General features: G+C 69.2%; 16 protein-coding genes. 9 read left to right on the top strand and 7 right to left on the bottom strand.

The window, feature by feature from the left end; genetic code table 11:
• Positions 1-50 precede the first annotated feature (50 nt).
• Positions 51-1,316, bottom strand: coding sequence for an MFS transporter (locus ACH4K1_RS31325; protein ID WP_398092919.1), 1,266 nt, complete (start codon positions 1,314-1,316; stop codon positions 51-53).
• A 292-nt stretch (positions 1,317-1,608) separates the two neighbouring features.
• Between ACH4K1_RS31325 and ACH4K1_RS31320 the strand changes: the two genes are divergently transcribed.
• The 8 genes from ACH4K1_RS31320 to ACH4K1_RS31285 all read left to right on the top strand — a co-directional run bounded on the left by ACH4K1_RS31320 (position 1,609) and on the right by ACH4K1_RS31285 (position 10,171).
• Positions 1,609-2,040 carry a hypothetical protein gene (locus tag ACH4K1_RS31320; RefSeq protein ID WP_398092918.1) on the top strand — a complete coding sequence of 144 codons (432 nt, stop codon included), beginning with the start codon at positions 1,609-1,611 and terminating at the stop codon, positions 2,038-2,040.
• 229 nt (positions 2,041-2,269) lie between these two features.
• On the top strand, positions 2,270-2,764 hold the full coding sequence (locus ACH4K1_RS31315) for a hypothetical protein (protein WP_398092917.1): 495 nt from the start codon (positions 2,270-2,272) through the stop codon (positions 2,762-2,764).
• Between the two features lie 40 nt (positions 2,765-2,804).
• Positions 2,805-5,105 carry a hypothetical protein gene (locus ACH4K1_RS31310; RefSeq protein WP_398092916.1) on the top strand — a complete coding sequence of 767 codons (2,301 nt, stop codon included), beginning with the start codon at positions 2,805-2,807 and terminating at the stop codon, positions 5,103-5,105.
• A 190-nt stretch (positions 5,106-5,295) separates the two neighbouring features.
• Positions 5,296-5,745 carry a hypothetical protein gene (locus tag ACH4K1_RS31305; protein WP_398092915.1) on the top strand — a complete coding sequence of 150 codons (450 nt, stop codon included), beginning with the start codon at positions 5,296-5,298 and terminating at the stop codon, positions 5,743-5,745.
• A 293-nt stretch (positions 5,746-6,038) separates the two neighbouring features.
• Positions 6,039-6,305, top strand: a complete 267-nt coding sequence (locus ACH4K1_RS31300; protein ID WP_398092966.1) for a transposase — start codon at positions 6,039-6,041, stop codon at positions 6,303-6,305.
• A 690-nt stretch (positions 6,306-6,995) separates the two neighbouring features.
• Complete coding sequence (locus ACH4K1_RS31295) at positions 6,996-7,799, top strand: BTAD domain-containing putative transcriptional regulator (RefSeq protein ID WP_398092914.1); 804 nt, start codon at positions 6,996-6,998, stop codon at positions 7,797-7,799.
• A gap of 111 nt (positions 7,800-7,910) precedes the next feature.
• Positions 7,911-9,200 carry an NDP-hexose 2,3-dehydratase family protein gene (locus tag ACH4K1_RS31290; protein WP_398092913.1) on the top strand — a complete coding sequence of 430 codons (1,290 nt, stop codon included), beginning with the start codon at positions 7,911-7,913 and terminating at the stop codon, positions 9,198-9,200.
• Entirely contained in the window at positions 9,197-10,171 is a 975-nt protein-coding gene (locus tag ACH4K1_RS31285; protein ID WP_398092912.1) for a Gfo/Idh/MocA family protein, read from the top strand. The genes ACH4K1_RS31290 and ACH4K1_RS31285 overlap by 4 nt, the downstream gene beginning before the upstream one ends.
• Positions 10,172-10,240: 69 nt before the next feature.
• Here ACH4K1_RS31285 and rfbH read toward each other — a convergent pair whose 3' ends face one another.
• Genes rfbH through ACH4K1_RS31255 form a run of 6 tightly spaced genes read right to left on the bottom strand, consistent with a single transcriptional unit; the run spans position 10,241 to position 15,922 of the window.
• A complete protein-coding gene (gene rfbH, locus ACH4K1_RS31280; protein WP_398092911.1) occupies positions 10,241-11,539 on the bottom strand; it encodes a lipopolysaccharide biosynthesis protein RfbH in 1,299 nt (432 codons plus the stop codon).
• A gap of 38 nt (positions 11,540-11,577) precedes the next feature.
• Entirely contained in the window at positions 11,578-12,165 is a 588-nt protein-coding gene (locus ACH4K1_RS31275) for an NADPH-dependent FMN reductase (protein WP_398092910.1), read from the bottom strand.
• Positions 12,166-12,203: 38 nt separating this feature from the next.
• Positions 12,204-13,154 carry a 3-hydroxyacyl-CoA dehydrogenase NAD-binding domain-containing protein gene (locus ACH4K1_RS31270; RefSeq protein WP_398092909.1) on the bottom strand — a complete coding sequence of 317 codons (951 nt, stop codon included), beginning with the start codon at positions 13,152-13,154 and terminating at the stop codon, positions 12,204-12,206.
• Positions 13,155-13,173: 19 nt separating this feature from the next.
• The gene (locus tag ACH4K1_RS31265; protein ID WP_398092908.1) at positions 13,174-14,238 is read right to left on the bottom strand and encodes an LLM class flavin-dependent oxidoreductase; all 1,065 of its coding nucleotides are present in this window, start codon (positions 14,236-14,238) and stop codon (positions 13,174-13,176) included.
• Between the two features lie 16 nt (positions 14,239-14,254).
• A complete protein-coding gene (locus ACH4K1_RS31260) occupies positions 14,255-14,725 on the bottom strand; it encodes a nuclear transport factor 2 family protein (RefSeq protein WP_398092907.1) in 471 nt (156 codons plus the stop codon).
• 51 nt (positions 14,726-14,776) lie between these two features.
• The gene (locus ACH4K1_RS31255) at positions 14,777-15,922 is read right to left on the bottom strand and encodes an acyl-CoA dehydrogenase family protein (protein WP_398092906.1); all 1,146 of its coding nucleotides are present in this window, start codon (positions 15,920-15,922) and stop codon (positions 14,777-14,779) included.
• A 218-nt stretch (positions 15,923-16,140) separates the two neighbouring features.
• On the opposite strand from ACH4K1_RS31255, the gene ACH4K1_RS31250 reads away from it, so the two are divergent.
• Positions 16,141-16,971, top strand: a complete 831-nt coding sequence (locus ACH4K1_RS31250) for an SAM-dependent methyltransferase (protein WP_398092905.1) — start codon at positions 16,141-16,143, stop codon at positions 16,969-16,971.
• The last annotated feature ends 206 nt before the right edge of the window (positions 16,972-17,177 follow it).

The following is a 17,177-nucleotide window of genomic DNA, read 5'->3' as shown; positions in this document are numbered from 1 at the left end:
CTCCCGCGCGGCCGTGGGGGGCAGGTGCGCACGGCCGTAGGGGGGTGCCCTCAGGGCTGCGGGTCGCGGGCGTCGTAGCGGGCGAAGGCGCGCCACTTCAGCGCGAGCAGGGCCACCCCCGCCACGCACAGGAGGCCGCCGCCGGTGACGGCGACCGCGGGTGTGGCGAGGTCGGCCACCGACCCGGCCAGGAAGTCGCCGAGCCGGGGCCCGCCCGCCACGACGACGATGAACACGCCCTGGAGCCGGCCGCGCAGTTCGTCGGGCACGGCCGCTTGGAGCATGGTGTTGCGGAAGACCATGGAGACGGTGTCGGCGCACCCGGCGAGGGCCAGGAACAGCAGCCCGAGCCAGAGGTTGCGGGTCAGCCCGAAGACGGCGACGGCCGCGCCCCAGGAGCCCACGGCCAGCAGGATCGCCAGCCCGTGCCGCCGGATGCGGCCGAGCCATCCGGAGAACACCCCGCCGAGCAGCGCGCCCAGGGCCGGGGCGGCGACGAGCAGCCCGGTGGTCCGCGCGTCGCCCCCGTACCAGAGGACGGCGACGGCCGGGAAGAGGGCGCGGGGGTGGGCCAGGACCATGGCGCACAGGTCGGTGAAGAAGGTCATCCGCAGGTTGGGCCGGGTTCCGAGGAACCGCAGCCCGTCCAGGACGGAGGCCCGCTTGCCCGCCCCGCCGCCCTCGCGGTCGGGCAGCATCGAGGGCAGCCGCCACATCGCGTACAGGGAGGCGGTGAAGCAGACGGCGTCCACGGTGTACGCGGCCCGGTAGCCCCACCAGCCGACGATCAGTCCGCCCAGCATCGGTCCGACGAGCATGCCCGTCGTGCTGGTCATGGTGGTCAACGCGTTGGCGGCCGGCAGTTGTTCGGCCGGCAGCAGCCGCGCGATCATCGAGGAGCGGGCCGGCGCGTTGAGGGCGAAGCAGACGGCCTGGAGGGCGACGATCGCGTACAGCGGGCCGACGTGCTCGACGTCCACGACGGTCGTCGCCACCAGGACGAGGGAGAGGCCGAACGACCCGAAGGCGCTGAACAGTCCGAGCTTGCGCCGGTCGACGGTGTCGGCGACGGCCCCTCCGTAGAGCCCGAAGACGACGAGCGGCACGAGCGAGCAGAACCCGATGAGCCCGACCGAGAACGCGGACCCGGTGATGTCGTAGACCTGGAGCGACACCGCCAGCGCCGTCATGCCCTGCCCGATCCAGGACACGGTGTTCCCGAACCAGAGCCGCCGGTAGTCGGGGGAGGTCCGCAGGGGCGTGAGGTCGGCGAGTATGTGGGTGCGGGGTGCACGCGGTTCGGCTGATTCGGTCACAGGGGATGGTAGCCAGGACGCTTGGTCCGACGGTTCCGGGGGCGGGGACACCACCGCGCCCAGCAGGGACGACCGAGTGGGTTGCCGGCCGGGCCGGAAGCAGGGACGCCCACCGGGATACGGTCGGAGCCGTCCTTGCCACCCTCCCGAGAGGCCTCTCGCGTTGTCTGCCCGTGGAACTCTTCGGCGTCGTCGGTTCACCGGCAGGGCCTTCTCCCTGTCGGCCGCCGTCGCTCTCGCCGCCACCCTGTCGGCGTGCTCCGGCGGTGAACCGCCCGAGAAGGCGTACACCGTGCCCAGCTCCTTGTGCGGGATCTCCGTGGACCCCGCGCTGGTGAAGGCCGTGCTGCCCGGCGGCGACTCCCTCACCACGGCCACCGAGAAGCCCAACGGCGGAACGGTCCGCTGCAACCTGTCCGTGGACGGCAAGCTGGTCCTCAGCCTCGCCCAGGGCTGGTGGAGCGAGGGGAAGACCACGGCAGCGGTATCGCCGGCGTACCCCGGCACGAAGGACGGAACGATGTCCGAAGACGAACGCTTCATCTACAGCGGGCAGGCGGGCGTCGGCAGGACCGTCCCTTCCTGCAAGACGTCGGAACACCCGGAGCAGGACCTCTACACAGCGGTCGAGACCCGCGACACGGGCATCGACGACCCCACCGCCATCGAGAAGCTGCTCGTCGCCTACACCAAGGCGGTCGAGGGATCAACGGCCTGCCGGTAAGACGTCGACTCGCGCCGAGTCTTCGTACGAAGCAAAGGCGAGCAAACCGCTCGACTGCAGGACATCGTGCAGCGCCGCTCCCGAAACCTCCACGAGATGGTCACCACCACCGTCCAAGGATCGGAGTGCGCCCGACGTGAACACCTGGTCGAGTTGCTAGCTTGGCTCGAAGCAGAGGCGCCCACCGGGCGCGACAGAACACAGCGGGTGCGCGGGGGAAGGGTTCTTCATGGCATGGGACGAGTGGGAGCAGCTGAAGGCGGATGCCGTTCAGCGTCAGGCCACCGGAATGCAGCTGAACCAGCTCGACCCCGGGGGCGGCGGCTCCGCGACCCTGCCCGGGCAGACCGGCGATCTCAAGGTGAGCAACGGCGATCTGGTGAAGATCGGCAGCCAGGCGCACGGCCTCTACGACCAGCTCTGGGGCAAGGCCCGGGTGGCCGTCCCCAGCAGCGACAAGGCGGCCGGTGATCTGAGTAGCCAGGGCTTCGCGCTGGGCGGTGGGCTCAAGCACGTGGCGAAACGGTGGGACGAACAGCTGAAGTCGCTCATGGACGCGTGCGCCCACATCGCCAACCACATGCAGGTCACCAAGAAGGTGCACGCCGGTGACCACCACTACATCCAACGCCAGATGAGCAGCATCGACACCCTGGACGCCGGGTTCGACGAGCGGGTCGGCGAGCCGGGGAAGAAGAACCCGGCGTACGAGCAGAAGAAGTAGCGGCGCGACCACCGAGACGTAACAGGAGAATCGACCACCTATGGATCTCGACGCGCTGCGCTTCGGCAACTTCGCCACGCTCGACGAAGCGGTCACCGACTGGGGCCTGCTCGTGCGCAACCTCGCGCAGCTGAAGAAGCAGGCCCGGGACGGGTTGCACAAAGCCGCCAACGCGGCCGACTGGGCCGGCTTGAACGCTCAGGTCACCAAGGAGTTCGTCGGCAAGACCGCAGGTGAGTTCGCCGATGCCCACACCCAGGCCAACACCATCCACAAGATCCTTACCGACACCCGCGACGAGTTGCGGCAGTACAAGAAGGATCTGGAGGAAGCCATCAGCCGTGGGGCCCGGAAGAATCTGACCGTCACCAGCACCGGCGGCGGCGGTTTCACGGTCACGATGAACATCCACCCGGACCGCGCGGCGAAGGGCACGTCCGTCCCCGAGCACGGCGAGAGCGATGTCACCGCGCTGCGGGACGAGGTGCAGGGCATCCTCAAAAAGGCCACGGAGAGCGACAACTCGGCGAGCAAGGTCCTGACCGCGCTGGCCGACCAGGCCAAGACGGGCTTCTCGGACGCCTCCTACAAGGACCGCGACTCCGCGGTCGAGGCCGTGGAGGCAGCCGAGAGCCTCGCCAAGATCGCGGCGAAGAACCCCGAGGACATCACGTCCGCCGACTTCGACAAGATCAACAGCGGTCTGGCCACCTACAAGGACGACCCGCTGTTCGCCGAGCGGTTCGCCACGCAGCTCGGGCCCAAGAAGACCCTGGAGTTCTGGCAGGGCATCAACGACTACGCCGTGAACCCGCACGTCGGCGGCGAACGGCTCGACAAGTTGGACGACCTCCAGCGCAGTCTCGGCCTCACGCTCGCCACCGCCACCCAGAGCGACTCCGCCGACATGACGAGCTGGAAGGGCAACATGATCAAGCTCGGCGACCAGCCCATCGGCCGGGAGGGCGGCGGCCCCATGGGCTTCCAGGTCATGAGCAATCTGATGCGGACCGGCGACTACGACGACCAGTTCCTCAAGAGCTACGGCACCAAGCTCATGGAGACGGAACGCAGGCTCACCGGCAACGGCGAGCACGACAACATGGCGTGGCAGCACAGGGGACCGGACCCGTGGCTCAACCGGATCGGCGAGGACAGCGGCAGCGACCCGCTGACCGGCTATCTCAAGGGGTTGTCCAACAGCCCGGACGCGGCGACCGACTTCTTCAACCAGGAGTACGTGTCCAAGGAGGACTCCCCCTTCGAGCGCGACACGGACGGCAACGGCAAGAACGGGAAGATCCCGCTCTCCAACTTCCAGTACCTCTTCGAGGAGCGGGAGTGGCCGCAGGAGACCAACTTCAAGGGCGACGACGACAACACCGGCCGCAACACCCTCGCCCTCGCCCTGGAGGCCGCCACGACCGGGCACCCGGCGGGCGAATTGCCGACAGCGGACACCCCGGCCCACAACGAGGGGCAGACCAAGCTCTTCGAGTCCCTCGTGGCCTCCGTCGCGGACGACAACGAACGGCTCACCAAGCACAACTACATGGTCGACAGCATCGGGCAGATCACCTCGGAGTACCTGCCGGACATCAACCGGGCCATGACGAACGACTCCGACGGGGAGACGGACAAGCTGTTCCCTGTCGCCGGAAGCTCCGCCACGCTCAACCACCGTGAAGTGAACGCCCTGTTGCTGACCGTGGGGCAGAACGCCGAGGGGTACGCGGCCGTGGAGGTGGCCAACAAGCAGTACATGGCGAACCTCATGGACTACCACATGAACCCGGATCTGCCGGCGGACAAGGTCTACTCGAAGGACACCGAGTTCGCCATCCGTGAGGTCGCCCATGGTTCGGGCGAAGTGTCCGGCTCACTGGCCATGGGCCGCCAGGAGGCGGTCGCCGGCGAAGCCGAGGAAAAGGACAAGAAGTACGAACAGTCCATGGCCCAGTGGAAGAACGCCATCTCCGGGGGGATCGGTACGGGTATCGGCGTCGGCACGTCGTTCGTCGCCAGCCCCGTCGGCGGCGCGGTGGCCGGCGGCGCGGCGGAGACGGTGAGCAGCATGGTCCTCGAATCCTTCTTCAAGGACGCCGAAGGGAAGGCCAAGGACAACGCCGGCCCCGTCATGGGCGAGCGGTGGGAGGACGGCGTTGACAAGAACTCGGAGTACACCGAGAAAGCTGTCGAGGTGGCAGCGAAGACGCACGGCCGTGACGACCTGATGGACAACAGCATCGACGAGAAGGCACGAGCGGCCACCCAGGACGGGTTCCGGGCCGCAGGCACGAACACCGAGCAGCTGAATCCTCATTTGAAGACCGACATCTGACCACATCTCCGGGGGCAGCCCTTACGTGTCCTCCCGACCCCGTCTCGAAAGGCTTCCCGCGTTGTCTGCCCGTGGATCTCTCCGGCGTCACCGGTTCATTGGTCCGGCCGCCTCCCTGTCGGCCGCCGTCGCTCTCGCCGCCACCCTGTCGGCGTGCTCCGGCGATGAACCGCCCGAGAAGGCGTACACCGTGCCCAGCTCCTTGTGCGGGATCTCCGTGGACCCCGCGCTGGTGAAGGCCGTGCTGCCCGGCGGCGACTCCCTCACCACGGCCACCGAGAAGCCCAACGGCGGAACAGTCCGCTGCAACCTGTCCGTGGACGGCAAGCTGGCCCTCAGCCTCGCCCAGGCCTGGTGGACTCAGGGGCAGACCACGGCGACCGTCTCGCAGGGGTACTCCGATACGGACGACGGGACCATGTCGGAGGACCTCCGCTTCGTCCATACCGGCAAAGCCGGCGTCGGGAAGACCGTCTCTTCCTGCGAGGTGTCGAGACAGCCGGAGCAGGACCTCTACACCGTGGTCCAGACCCGCGACACGGGCATCGACGACCCGGAAGCCATCGAGAAGCTGCTCGTCGCCTACACCAAGGCGGTCGAGGGATCAGCGGCCTGCCGGGAGCCCGCCGCCGGATCTTGATCCGAACGGATGAAACGGGGGCCGCCGCTGTGGAGTGGCGGCCCCCGTTTCACGTTCCCGCCGGCAGAAACGGTTCTCTACGAGATCAGGACGGTGGGGCGGATGGGACTCGAATCCGCTCCAGTGACGCCTCTCGCCCGCGACGATGCCAGAACAACGGACAGAGCCACCCGTCTCCATCCCGCTGCATCCCCATCAACCCGGCTCGAACGGGGCCGGTCAGGCGTTCGCCACACCCCTTCGCCCCCACCGCACGGCCTCTCCGATGGGACGGTAAATCGTGAGGCGCAGACCTGGGGGCCCATCTGCCGCGGAACTCCTTCCGCTATGCGGCCCGCCAGGACCGGGGCAAGGTCGCCGAACTCCTCAAGCCCGTCTGCACGGCGCCCACAGAGGAGGCTGTCCTGGAGCGGTTGGCCGAATTCGCCGAGGCCTGGGGCCGAAAGTATCCGGCGCTCGTCCCGCTCCGGGAGAATACGTGGTTCGCCACCACCTTTCACGGCCCCGCTCCCGACAGCCCGTCAGTAACCCTAACAACCCTTGACGCACCGCCCAGTTGACAGAAATCGTCACCGGTGCTCCTGGAGTACCGCACACTGGGGCGGCTGGTGCTGGAGAGTGAGTTGGGCCCGTGGCCGGCGAAGGAGCGGGCGCGCCGGACGGCAGCCGAGGAGAAGCGGACCGGCGTCGAGTCAACGCCTTCCCGCGTCGCAGGGGCGACTATTCGCCACGTTGGCCATGCGATCTTGCCGCTTTCGGACGGCGTGTTGAACAGTCCTCATTTTTAAAGGTAGTTGAGTTTCGAAGCGGACAGTCTACAGGCGCAGCGGGGCCGCTGGACGCACATGCGCGACTTTCCCGGCTCTCTCCCGGTCCGGGTGGTGCCATTCCCCGTAGATGCGGTTCCGGATGGGCGGGCCCCTCACAAAAAAGAAACCTTACGTATTTTTCTTTTTTACCGTGGTGAGATTTCTCAGGAGCGACGGAGTGGCGGGTGTGTCATTTCTCTGCGCCGCATTGCCCAGAGATCTATGCATTCACCCCTCGCCGTTACGCGTTGGAAACGTTCCGGACAGAGGTAGAAGGTGGCCGGATGTGGTGGGACGCCCAGAAACCGCCTACTTCAAAAACCCTCCGGATGGTTTCCTGTTGGGGCGGATGCTTCTCTTGGGAGTGCCGTGGGTTCGGGGGAGCCGCATTGCTTCACCGCCGACCACCCAAAGTGACCGATCGACGAGTGGAGACGCGCTATGAGGTTCAGCCTGCTCGGTTCCTTCGAAATCACCACCGGCTCCGGAACGCCGTGCACCCTGAGATCTCCCAAGGTCCGGCAGGTACTCGCCCTGCTGCTCGCCCGGGCCAACGAAGTCGTCCCGGTGGACGCGCTGATACAGGAGCTGTGGGGCGACTCGCCGCCCCGCAGTGCGCTGACGACTCTCCAGACATACGTGTACCACGCGCGAAAGGCGTTCGCCCAGGAAGGGCTCACGACCTCCGCCAGGCCGCTCCTGGTCACCTGCCCGCCCGGCTACCGGATGGAGGTGGAGAGCGGCGAACTGGACGTCGCCCTCTTCGAGGAGCGCATCAGGGAGGCGCGCAACAAGCTCCGGGAGGGCGACGACGAGACGGCACTGCGGCTGCTCTCCGACGCCCTCGGAATGTGGCGGGGCCGCGTCCTCGCCGACATCCTTGCAGGTGACGTGCTCACGTCACATATCGCCTATCTGGAAGAGCTGCGGCTGCGCACCATCGAACTCCGCATCGAGACCAGCATCCGGCTGGGACACAGGCGCGAACTCGTCGCGGAGCTCCGCTCCCTGGTCAAGGACCACCCGCTCAACGAGTGGTTCCACGGCCAGCTCATCTCCATCCTCAGCCTCTCCGGCCGCCGCGGCGAGGCGCTGGAGGCGTACCGGAACCTGCGGCAACTGCTGAACGACGAGCTCGGCCTCGACCCCTCGGCCGAGCTCCAGCGGCTCCACCAGGAGGTACTCAACCCCTCGCAGGGGGGGCGCTCCCCGTTCATGTTCCGGGGGCTCGTCGCCGTCGGCTGAGCGGTACCGAGACTTCGAGCGGCGCCCGAGCGAGGCGTCACACGGTCACCGGATCATGGGCGGACGCGCGCGGGGGGACCGCCGCGCGATCCGCCCTCTGGGAGGTTGGTCATGTTCGGAAGCATGCCGGAGTTCCGCGCCTGGTTCACGGAGCGACAGCAGGCTCATACCTACCGGGTGACCCCGGTTCCCCTCGACCGCCTGGACGGCTGGGAGGCCGATCCCGCCGAGGGGCTGATCCGCCACCGTACGGGGCGGTTCTTCACGGTGGAGGGACTGGAGGTCAGCACGGGCCACGGCGAGGGGAGCTCCTGGGCGCAGCCCATCATCAACCAGCCGGAGTCCGGAATCCTGGGCATCCTGGTGAAGCGGATCGAAGGCGTTCCGCACTACCTGCTCCAGGCGAAGATGGAACCGGGGAACGTCAACACCCTGCAGCTGTCGCCCACGGTCCAGGCCACCCACAGCAACTACACCCGGGTGCACCGGGGAACCGCGGTGCCCTACCTGGAACACTTCCTCGCCCCCCGGCGCGGGAAGGTCGTCTTCGACGCCCTGCAGTCCGAACAGGGAGCCTGGTTCCTGCAGAAGAGGAACCGCAACATGATCGTCGAGGTGGACGAGGAGATTCCGGTGCTCGACCGGTTCTGCTGGCTGACCCGGGAGCAGATCGGCGAGCTGCTGCGCCACGACAACCTGGTGAACATGGACACCCGGACCGTGCTGGCCGGTCTTCCGCTGCCGGCCCGCCCCGACGAGCCCGCCGCGCACACCACCGCGGAGGTTCTCAGCTGGTTCACCGAGGCCAAGGCGGGGCGCAGGCTGGAACGCTCCCGCGTCCGGCTGGACAGCATGAAGGACTGGGCCCTGGAGGACGGGCGCATCACCCACGGAAGCGGCCGCTACTTCTCCGTGATCGGCGTGGACGTGGAGGCGGGCGACCGGGAGGTGACCCGGTGGTCGCAGCCGATGATCGCCCCCGTCGGCCGCGGGCTCATCGGCTTCCTGACCCGGACCGTCCAGGGGGTCCGGCACCTTCTGGTCCAGGCGTGCACCGAGGCCGGCACCCGCGACGTGGTCGAGGTGGGGCCCACGGTGCGGTGCAACCCCGGCAACTTCGACCCGGAGCCGTCCGCCTCGCGGCCGAGGTTCCTCGACCACGTCCTGTCCGCCCCGCCGTCCCGAATCCGTCTGGACGTGATCCACTCGGAAGAGGGCGGCCGCTTCTACCGGGCGGAGAATCGTTACGTCGTGGTCGAGGCGGATGAGGACCTGCCCGACGAAGCGCCGGACGGCTTCCTGTGGGTGACTGTCGCCCAGTTGTCCGAGCTGGTGCTCCACGGCAACGTCGTCACCGTCGAGGCCCGCAACCTCCTCGCCTCCCTGCGGTTCATCGCGTGATCCGCCTCGGCCTCATGGGCTGCGCCGACATCGCGCTGAGACGCATCCTTCCCGCCGTGGCGGCGACCGACGGGATCGAACTGGCCGCTGTGGCCAGCCGCGACCCCGACACCGCCCGCTTCGTCGCCCAGTGCGCCGACGCCGAACCGGTCGACGACTACCGGGCCCTGCTGGAGCACCCGGGCGTCGACGCCGTGTACCTGCCGCTGCCTCCGGTGATGCACGCCGAGTGGATCGACCGGTCGCTGCGCGCGGGCAAGCACGTCCTGGCGGAGAAGCCGCTGACCATCAGCTACGAGACGACCAGCGCGATGGTGGCGCTGGCCCGTGCCTCGCGGCTGGTGCTGCGGGAGAACTACATGTTCCTCCACCACGGCCAGCACCAGCGGGTACGGGAGCTGCTGGACGAGGGAGCCATCGGGGAACTGCGCTCCTTCTCCGCCTCCTTCGCCATCCCCGCCCGCCCCCCGCAGGACATCCGGCTGCGGCCGGAGCTCGGCGGCGGCGCTCTGTTCGACGTGTGCGGCTATCCGCTCCGGGCGGCGCTGCTGCTGCTCGGGCCGGACCTGAAGCTGCTGGGCGCGGGGCTGCGCCTGGACCCGGAGCAGCGGGTCGACATCGGAGGCAGCGCCCTGCTGCGCCGGGCCGACGGGGTGACCGCTCACCTGTCGTTCGGCATGGACCATCAGTACACGTCCGAGTACGAGCTGCTGGGCAGCACCGGGCGGATCCGCCTGCGGCACGCCTTCACTCCGCCCGCCGACCACCGGCCGGTGCTGAGCATCGAGCGGGGAACCTCCCGGGAGGAACTCGTACTGCAGCAGGAGGACCAGTACGCGGCGGCGATCGCCGCCTTCGTGCACGACATCACCACGGAGAACACGGCCGTGGACCCGGCGACCGTCCGACAGGCCGGGTTCGTCGCGGCGATCCACCGGAAGGCCGACCGCTCGTTCGGCTGCACCCCCTGAACGGCCTCGGCTCCCCTCGCGCCCGCTGTACCGGGTGCGAGGGGAGCCGTGTTCCGCGGCCGGCGGGCCTCAGGAGTTCTTCGAGGTGAAGTCCCTGATGGACTCCGCCATGTAGTCGACCATCTCCTCGCTGAGACCGGGGTAGACGCCGATCCAGAAGGTGTCCGTGGTGACCTTGTCGCTGTTCTCCAGGGAGCCGCTGATGCGGTGGGGATGGTCGATGTAGGCCGGGTGACGGGTGAGGTTGCCGGCGAAGAACCGCCGGGTCCCGATCCTGCGCTCCTCCAGGAAGCTCACCAGGTCCTTGCGGGTGTACCGGGCGTCGGAGGCCACGGTGACGGCGAAGCCGAACCAGCTGGGATCGCTGTCCGGGGTGGCCCTGGGGAGGATCAGCCCCGGGACCGAGTCCAGCCCCTCGCGCAGCCGCCGCCAGTTGGCCCGCCGCGCCGCCCCGAACTCCGGCAGCTTGCGCAGCTGGCTGAGGCCCAGGGCCGCCTGCAGGTCCGTCGACTTCAGGTTGTAGCCGACGTGCGAGAAGATGTACTTGTGGTCGTAGCCGTGCGGCAGCGTGCCCATCTGGTAGTCGAACCGTTTGAAGCAACGGTTGTTCTCACCGGGCTCGCACCAGCAGTCCCGGCCCCAGTCCCGCATCGACTCCACGATCCTGGCGAGTGCCAGATTGTCGGTGAGCACACAGCCGCCCTCGCCCATCGCGATGTGGTGGGCGGGGTAGAAACTGGTCGTCGCGATGTCGCCGAAGGTGCCTGTCGGCCGGGAGCGGTACGTGGAGCCGACCGCATCGCAGTTGTCCTCGATCAGGAACAGCTCGCGGTCGGAGGCGATCCGCGCGACCTCCTCCGCGGCGAAGGGGTTGCCCAGCGAATGGGCGATCATGATGGCCTTCGTGCGCGGTCCGATGGCCTCGACGATCCGTTCCGGGGTGGTGTTGTAGGTGCCCAGCTCCACATCGACGAAGACGGGGACCAGCCCGTTCTGGATGATCGGATTCACCGTGGTCGGGAAGCCGGCCGCGACGGTGATCACCTCGTCACCGGGGACCAGCCGGCGGTCCTCCAACTGGGGTGAGGTGAGGGCGGACAGCGCGAGCAGGTTCGCCGATGAACCGGAGTTCGCCAGATGGGCCTTGCGGAGCTTGAAGACCTTGGCGAACTCCCGCTCGAAGGTGCGGGAGCTCACCCCCGCGGCGATCCGCATGTCCAGGGCCGCCTCCACCAGAGCCATCCGGTCCTCGGCGTCGAACACCGCCCCCGACGGCCACACTTCGGAGACGCCCGGCTCGAACTCCTTCTCGTCGCTGCCGTGGTAGGCGCGGACCTGTTCCAGGATGCTGGCCTTGGCTTCGTTCACTTCTCATCGCCTCCCAGGGCGTCTTCAGCGAGTCGCTGTCATGCCGTGTACGGCTGCTTCTCGCGCCCCGCGCGCAGCGTCCTGCCCCACCAGGCCAGCTGGTCGAGGAGGACTTCGGCGGCCTTGCCGATCGGCTCCGGGGCGTGCGGGCGTCCCTCCGCGTCGAACTGCTCCCACATGTTGTGGAAGCTCACGACGTCGCGCAGGGTGACGGCGTGCATCTCCGCGAAGACCTGCCGGAGCTGCTCCACGGCCCGCTGGCCGCCGGCCATGCCTCCGTAGGAGACGAACGAGACCGGCTTCGCCTGCCAGGCGGTGTACACGTAGTCGATGGCCAGCTTGAGAGAGGCGGGATAACCGTGGTTGTACTCGGGGGTGATCACGACATAGCCGTCGAGCGCCTCGACGCGGTCGGCCAGGCCAGGCGTCTCGGCCGGCTCCGGCCGTGCGTCGAGCGTCAGCTTGAGCTCGTCGAGGATCGCCGGCTCGGCGAGGTCGATGACCTGTATGTCCAGGTCGGTACGGTTGCGAGCCTCGGCGGTGAACCAGTCGGCGATGGTGTCGGCGTACCGTCCGGTGCGGACGCTTCCGATGATGATGCCGATCTTGAGGGGTGCTTCGGACATGAGGGATGGACCTCGCTCCTGGTACTCGGATAGGTGCTCTACACGTTCGGCGGCTGAGCGGCGAGCGCCTTCAGCACGGCCACCTGCTTGATGTCGCGGGCCTGGACGAGCTCCGCGTAGCTCCGGTCGCCGAACGCCTCCTCCGCCTGCTGGACCAGCGTCTCGATGAGCCCGTCGTCCACCTTCGGGCGCCCCAGCAGCTCCCAGCCCTGCTCCAGGCCGACCGCGCGACCGGTGAGCCACTTGCGCAGGCCCCCCTCGCCGCCGCCCAGGTGGAAGGCCTGGAAGGGGCCGATGGTGGACCAGCGCAGCCCGATGGAGTTGGTCACGACCTCGTCCAGCTCTCCCACGGTGACCACGCCCTCGCGTACGAGGTGGATCGACTCCCGGAGCATGGCGTTCTGCAGCCGGTTGGCCGCGAAGGCGAGGATCTGCCTGCGCAGGACGACCGGGTGCCGGCCGACCGAGCGGTAGAACTCCACCGCCTCCCCCACCGCCGCCGGGTCCGTCCCCTCGCCCGCCACGACCTCGACCAGCGGCACCACGTGGGGCGGATTGAACGGGTGGCCCACGACGAGCCGGCGGGCGTCCGCCATCCGCGCCCCCATGTCGTCGGGGCTCAGCATCGAGGTGGAGGACAGGAGCAGCGCACCGGCCGGCGCCGCCTTGCCCACCCGCTCGAACAGTTCCTGCTTCAGCGCCAGGTCGTCGGGGGCGTTCTCCACGACGACGTCGGCGTCCGCCACCGCCCTCTCCAGATCGGGCTCGAACTCCAGCCGGGAGGCGGCGTCGGCCAACCGGTCCGCCTGCTCCGGCAGGAAGGGGGCGTAGAGCTCCAGGGCGTCCTGGACGATCCGCTCCGCGTCCGGGCGACGGCTGTTGACCCGCACCCGCAGCCCGTATCCGAGGAAGAGCGCGATCCAGCTCAGGCCGATGGTGCCCGCTCCGATCACCGTGACCGTACGGGTGTTCTCGTTCTGCTCGCTCATGCGCTTGCCCGACCTCGCCTCATCGCTGGGACAGTTTGGGGATGACCTGCTCGGCCATCAGCCGCATCGTGGTGGCGGCGTCCTCGAAGCCGAGGTGACCCGAGTGGACGCCGAGGCTGATGGTGATGTCGTCGCCGAACCAGTCGGCGATGTCCTCCAGTTGGGACCTGACCTGTTCCGGGGAGCCGATGAGGAGCTTCTTGGCGTCCATCTTGTCCTCGAAGTGGGACCTCTTCGTCGCCTCGAACAGCCGCTCGTAACCCGGGTAGGCGGAGCTGGTGGTGGTGCCCCACGACTGCACCGCCCGGTGGATCGCCGCGGTGTTGCGGTCGTCGTCGTGGCGTCCCAGACGGCGGGCCTCCTCGCCGTTGGGGGCGACCACGCACGGGTAGCTGAAGTGGATCTGCTCGGTTCCCGGTGTGTGGCCGGAGGCGGCCCATTCCGCGCGGTAGACGCTCAGCCGGTTCTTCAGCTCGTCGGTGGACATCACGTTGGGCACCGTCTGCAGGCTGTGCCCCGCACGCCCCGCCTCGGCGCAGGACTCGGCGCTGCGGGCGGTGGTGACGAAGACGGGCGGATGCGGCTGCTGGACCGGACGCGGCAGCAGGGTGACCGGGCCGAACTGGTGGAACCGGCCGTCGAAGACGACGTCCTCCTCCGTCCAGAGCCGCTTGATGGCCTGCACACCCTCGACGAAGCGGTCCTTGCTCTCGTCCATGGGGATGCCGAAAGCCTTGAACTCGTCCGGCAGGAAGGCCCGTCCGAACGCGGCGTCCACCCGGCCGTTCGAGATGTTGTCGAGCATGGCGAGCTTGCCGGCCAGCTTGACGGGGTGCTGGAACGCGGGGATGGTCGCACTCGTGCCGAGCCGGATGCGGCTGGTGCGGCCCGCCGCCGCGGCCAGGAAGGTGACCGGGTCGGGGCTGTAGCCGCCGTACGAGAAGAAGTAGTGCTCCACCATTTTGACGTGGACGAAGCCCAGTTCCTCGGCCAGGTCGACCAGCCGGAGGCTCTCGTCGAAGTACTGCTGGGCCGACCGGTCGGCCGGTCCGACGGTGGGAAAGAAGACGATCCCGAACTTCATGCTGACTCCTCGTCGCTCAGTCTTGGGGCGAACCGTCGTGGCTCAGATTCCGGTGGCGCACCTGCCAGACCCCGTCCACCGCGACCAGGTGGTCGTGGCACACCACGCTGGCGAAGACGTCCAGCGCACCGCCGCGCGGAGTACGCATCGCCAGCGCGTACGTACGGGCGCGCAGGCTCCCGTCGTCCTGCGGGCTGACGTCGAGCATGCTCAGCCAGTGCCGGAAATCGATCCCGTCCCGCTCCAGCCGCTCCTGCCGGGCGCGGCTGGAGAGCCGGATCGCCTCCCTGCCCCGTACCGGCTCCTTCAGCCGGCCGGCCTCCTCGAAGACCGCGTCCTCCGTGAAGGTCCCGGCCCACTCGTCGGGCTTTCCGTCGTCGATGAGGCCCATCTGGCGGGCGTAGAACTGCTGCACCTGCGCGTAGAGGTCGGCGGACACATAGCCCTTGGGGCCCGCTGCGGAGGTGTCGGCCTGCGTACTCGTCATTCCGGTCGCCTTTCGTCGGTCGGGAGGTGGTCGGGAGGTGGTCGCCCGGGGTCAGCTGTCCCGCTCCGCCCCGGGCTCCCGGGCCTGGGCCAGGAGATGCTCCCCGTAGGCGGTGGCCGCGGGGGCGAAGCGGAGCGCCACATGGCTGGAGAGGGTGTGCACGTCCCGCCAGACACGCTGGAGGGGGTTCGAGGCGAGCTGCCCGGTGCTGCCGACGGTGCGGTACAGCAGTTCGACGGTGTCGACGAGCCGCTCCACCGCCGCGGCGCAGTCCACCGGGTTGCGCAACGCCTCGCCGGCCGTCGCCGCGTCGGAATCGGCGACCCCGGCGGCCCGTTCGAGCAGCAGCGCCGCCGCGTCGACATCGGTGGCGGCGCGGGTCAGCGTCAGCCGGGGCAGCGGATCGGCCTCGACGGGCCGGGCGCCCGGAGCCGTGTGCCGGGACCAGCTCCGCAGCGCCCGACGTGCCGCACCGAGCGCGGGGGCGCCGAACAGCAGACCGCTCACCAGGCGCAGCGGCGCCGTGTGGCAGCGGGCCGTCGAAACCGTGCTGCGTCCGGCCATCACCTGCGCGCGGGGAAAGCCCCGGTGCTCCGGTACGAACACGTCGTCGGCGACCAGCGTGTCGCCGGCCGTGCCGCGCATGCCCACGGCGTCCCAGCTCTCCGTCACCGTGTACTCCCGCCGGGGCAGCGCGAAGAACCACGCCTCCCGGCCGCACTCGCCGGACACCGTCGCGCACACCAGCGCCCAGTCGGAGAAGCCCACCCCGCTGGTGAACTCCCACCGCCCGCTCAACCGCCAGCCGCCGGCCGTCCTCGTCGCGTCGCCCCGTGGCATCAGGGCGCCCACCACCACGGTGTCCGCGCCCTTGGCCCAGAGATCCCGCTGACCCTGCTCGGGCAGGTACGCGCCCATCCGTGCGGCGCCCGCGATCACCGATGCCGTCCAGGCCGCCGAGGTGCAGCCGTCGCCGAGCACGGCGGTGGCGCGCAGCAGGTCCGTGCTCCGGCCGGCGGTTCCGCCCCACTCCCGGGGCACGAAGTGCCGGGCGAAGCCCGCGTCGAGGATCCCGTCCAGGACATCCCTGTGCAGCACTCCGTCACGGTCCGCTCCGACGGCGTGGCGGTCGGCCACGGCCGCGAGCCGCTGCGCCCTGGTCGGCAGTTCGGTGGTGGTTGTCGGCTGGCCCGGCATGCGACCCACTTCCTCGCTCGTCGTAGCACTGAGGCGTTGCACAAGGTGCCCGCGGCCGATCCAGCCCGGCTGGAGGAGCACTCGATGCCCGCGTCGCTCCCCGGCCGCGCGGGAGAGGGGGAGCGGGCCCGCCTGGACACCCGTACGAGGAGCCTTCGAGCGAGGCGCAACAGGGTGGGCCACGGCCGGGTGACCACCACTGAGACGAGGAGTCCCGCATGTCGCAGTACGGAGCGAAGAGCGCCGACGAGGTAGGCGAGTACTTCGACGACCGGAACTGGCTCTACGAGTTGTTCGGAACCGCCGCCTTCAATCTGCACATCGGCTGGTTCGACGGTGCGGACGAGGAGACCGAACCCAAGGACCGGCTCATCGACGTACTGGTGGAGGCGTGCGGGCTCGGCAAGGGCCAGCGGCTGCTGGACGTGGGATGCGGCTTCGGCCGTCCGGCGATCCGGGCCGCGCAGATCACCGGCGCCCACGTCACCGGGATCAACATCAGCGCGAAGCAGGTCGAGCAGGCCACCGCGCTCGCCGCCGAGGCCGGGCTCTCGGAGACCGTGGTCTTCGAGCAGGCCGACGGCATGCGTCTGCCCTACCCGGACGACTCCTTCGAGCATGTCTGGGCCGTGGAGTCGGTGATGTACATGTCCGACCGTGATCAGGCGTTGCGGGAGATCCAGCGGGTGCTGGTGCCCGGCGGTACGTTCGTGCTCTCCGACTACGTGGAGCGCACCGAGCTGACGGCCGAGCAGCGCAGCGCGCTGAAGGAGGGCTTCACGGTCGATGCGCTCCCGACCGCGGAGGAGTACCGCGCGATGCTCGGATCGGCGGGGCTGACGGTGGAGCGGTTCGACGACGCGACCGAACAGCTGCGGGTCTCCGCCGCCAGGATTCCCCAGCAGCTGGAGAAGAACGCCCCCATCATCGCGGAGAAGGCCGGACAGGAGTACGCCGACGAGTTCAAGGCCATGGTCACCCGGGTGGGCGTCCTGGAGCGCGACGTGCTCGGCTATCTGATCGCCGTGGCCGGGAAGCCGAAGGGCTGAATCCGCCTGCCCGGTGCGGTGTCCCGGTGCGGTGTCCCGGTGCGGTGTCCCGGACGAAGGGGGCCCGGGGGGGGGGGGGGGGGGGGGGGGCCGGGCCCCCCCCGGGGGGGGCCCCCCCCGGGAACGGAAAATGTAACCCGGGTCGTCGAACGACCGGACCGCCGCCGGACTGACGAGCCTGCCCGCCGCGAGAGCGGGCAGCGAGA

Origin of the sequence: Streptomyces sp. NPDC017448 (assembly GCF_044330565.1) — a bacterium.
Taxonomy (GTDB): Bacteria; Actinomycetota; Actinomycetes; order Streptomycetales; family Streptomycetaceae; genus Streptomyces.
The sequence above is the reverse complement of the archived record's forward strand: the minus strand, read 5'-3'. Positions and strand labels throughout refer to the sequence as shown.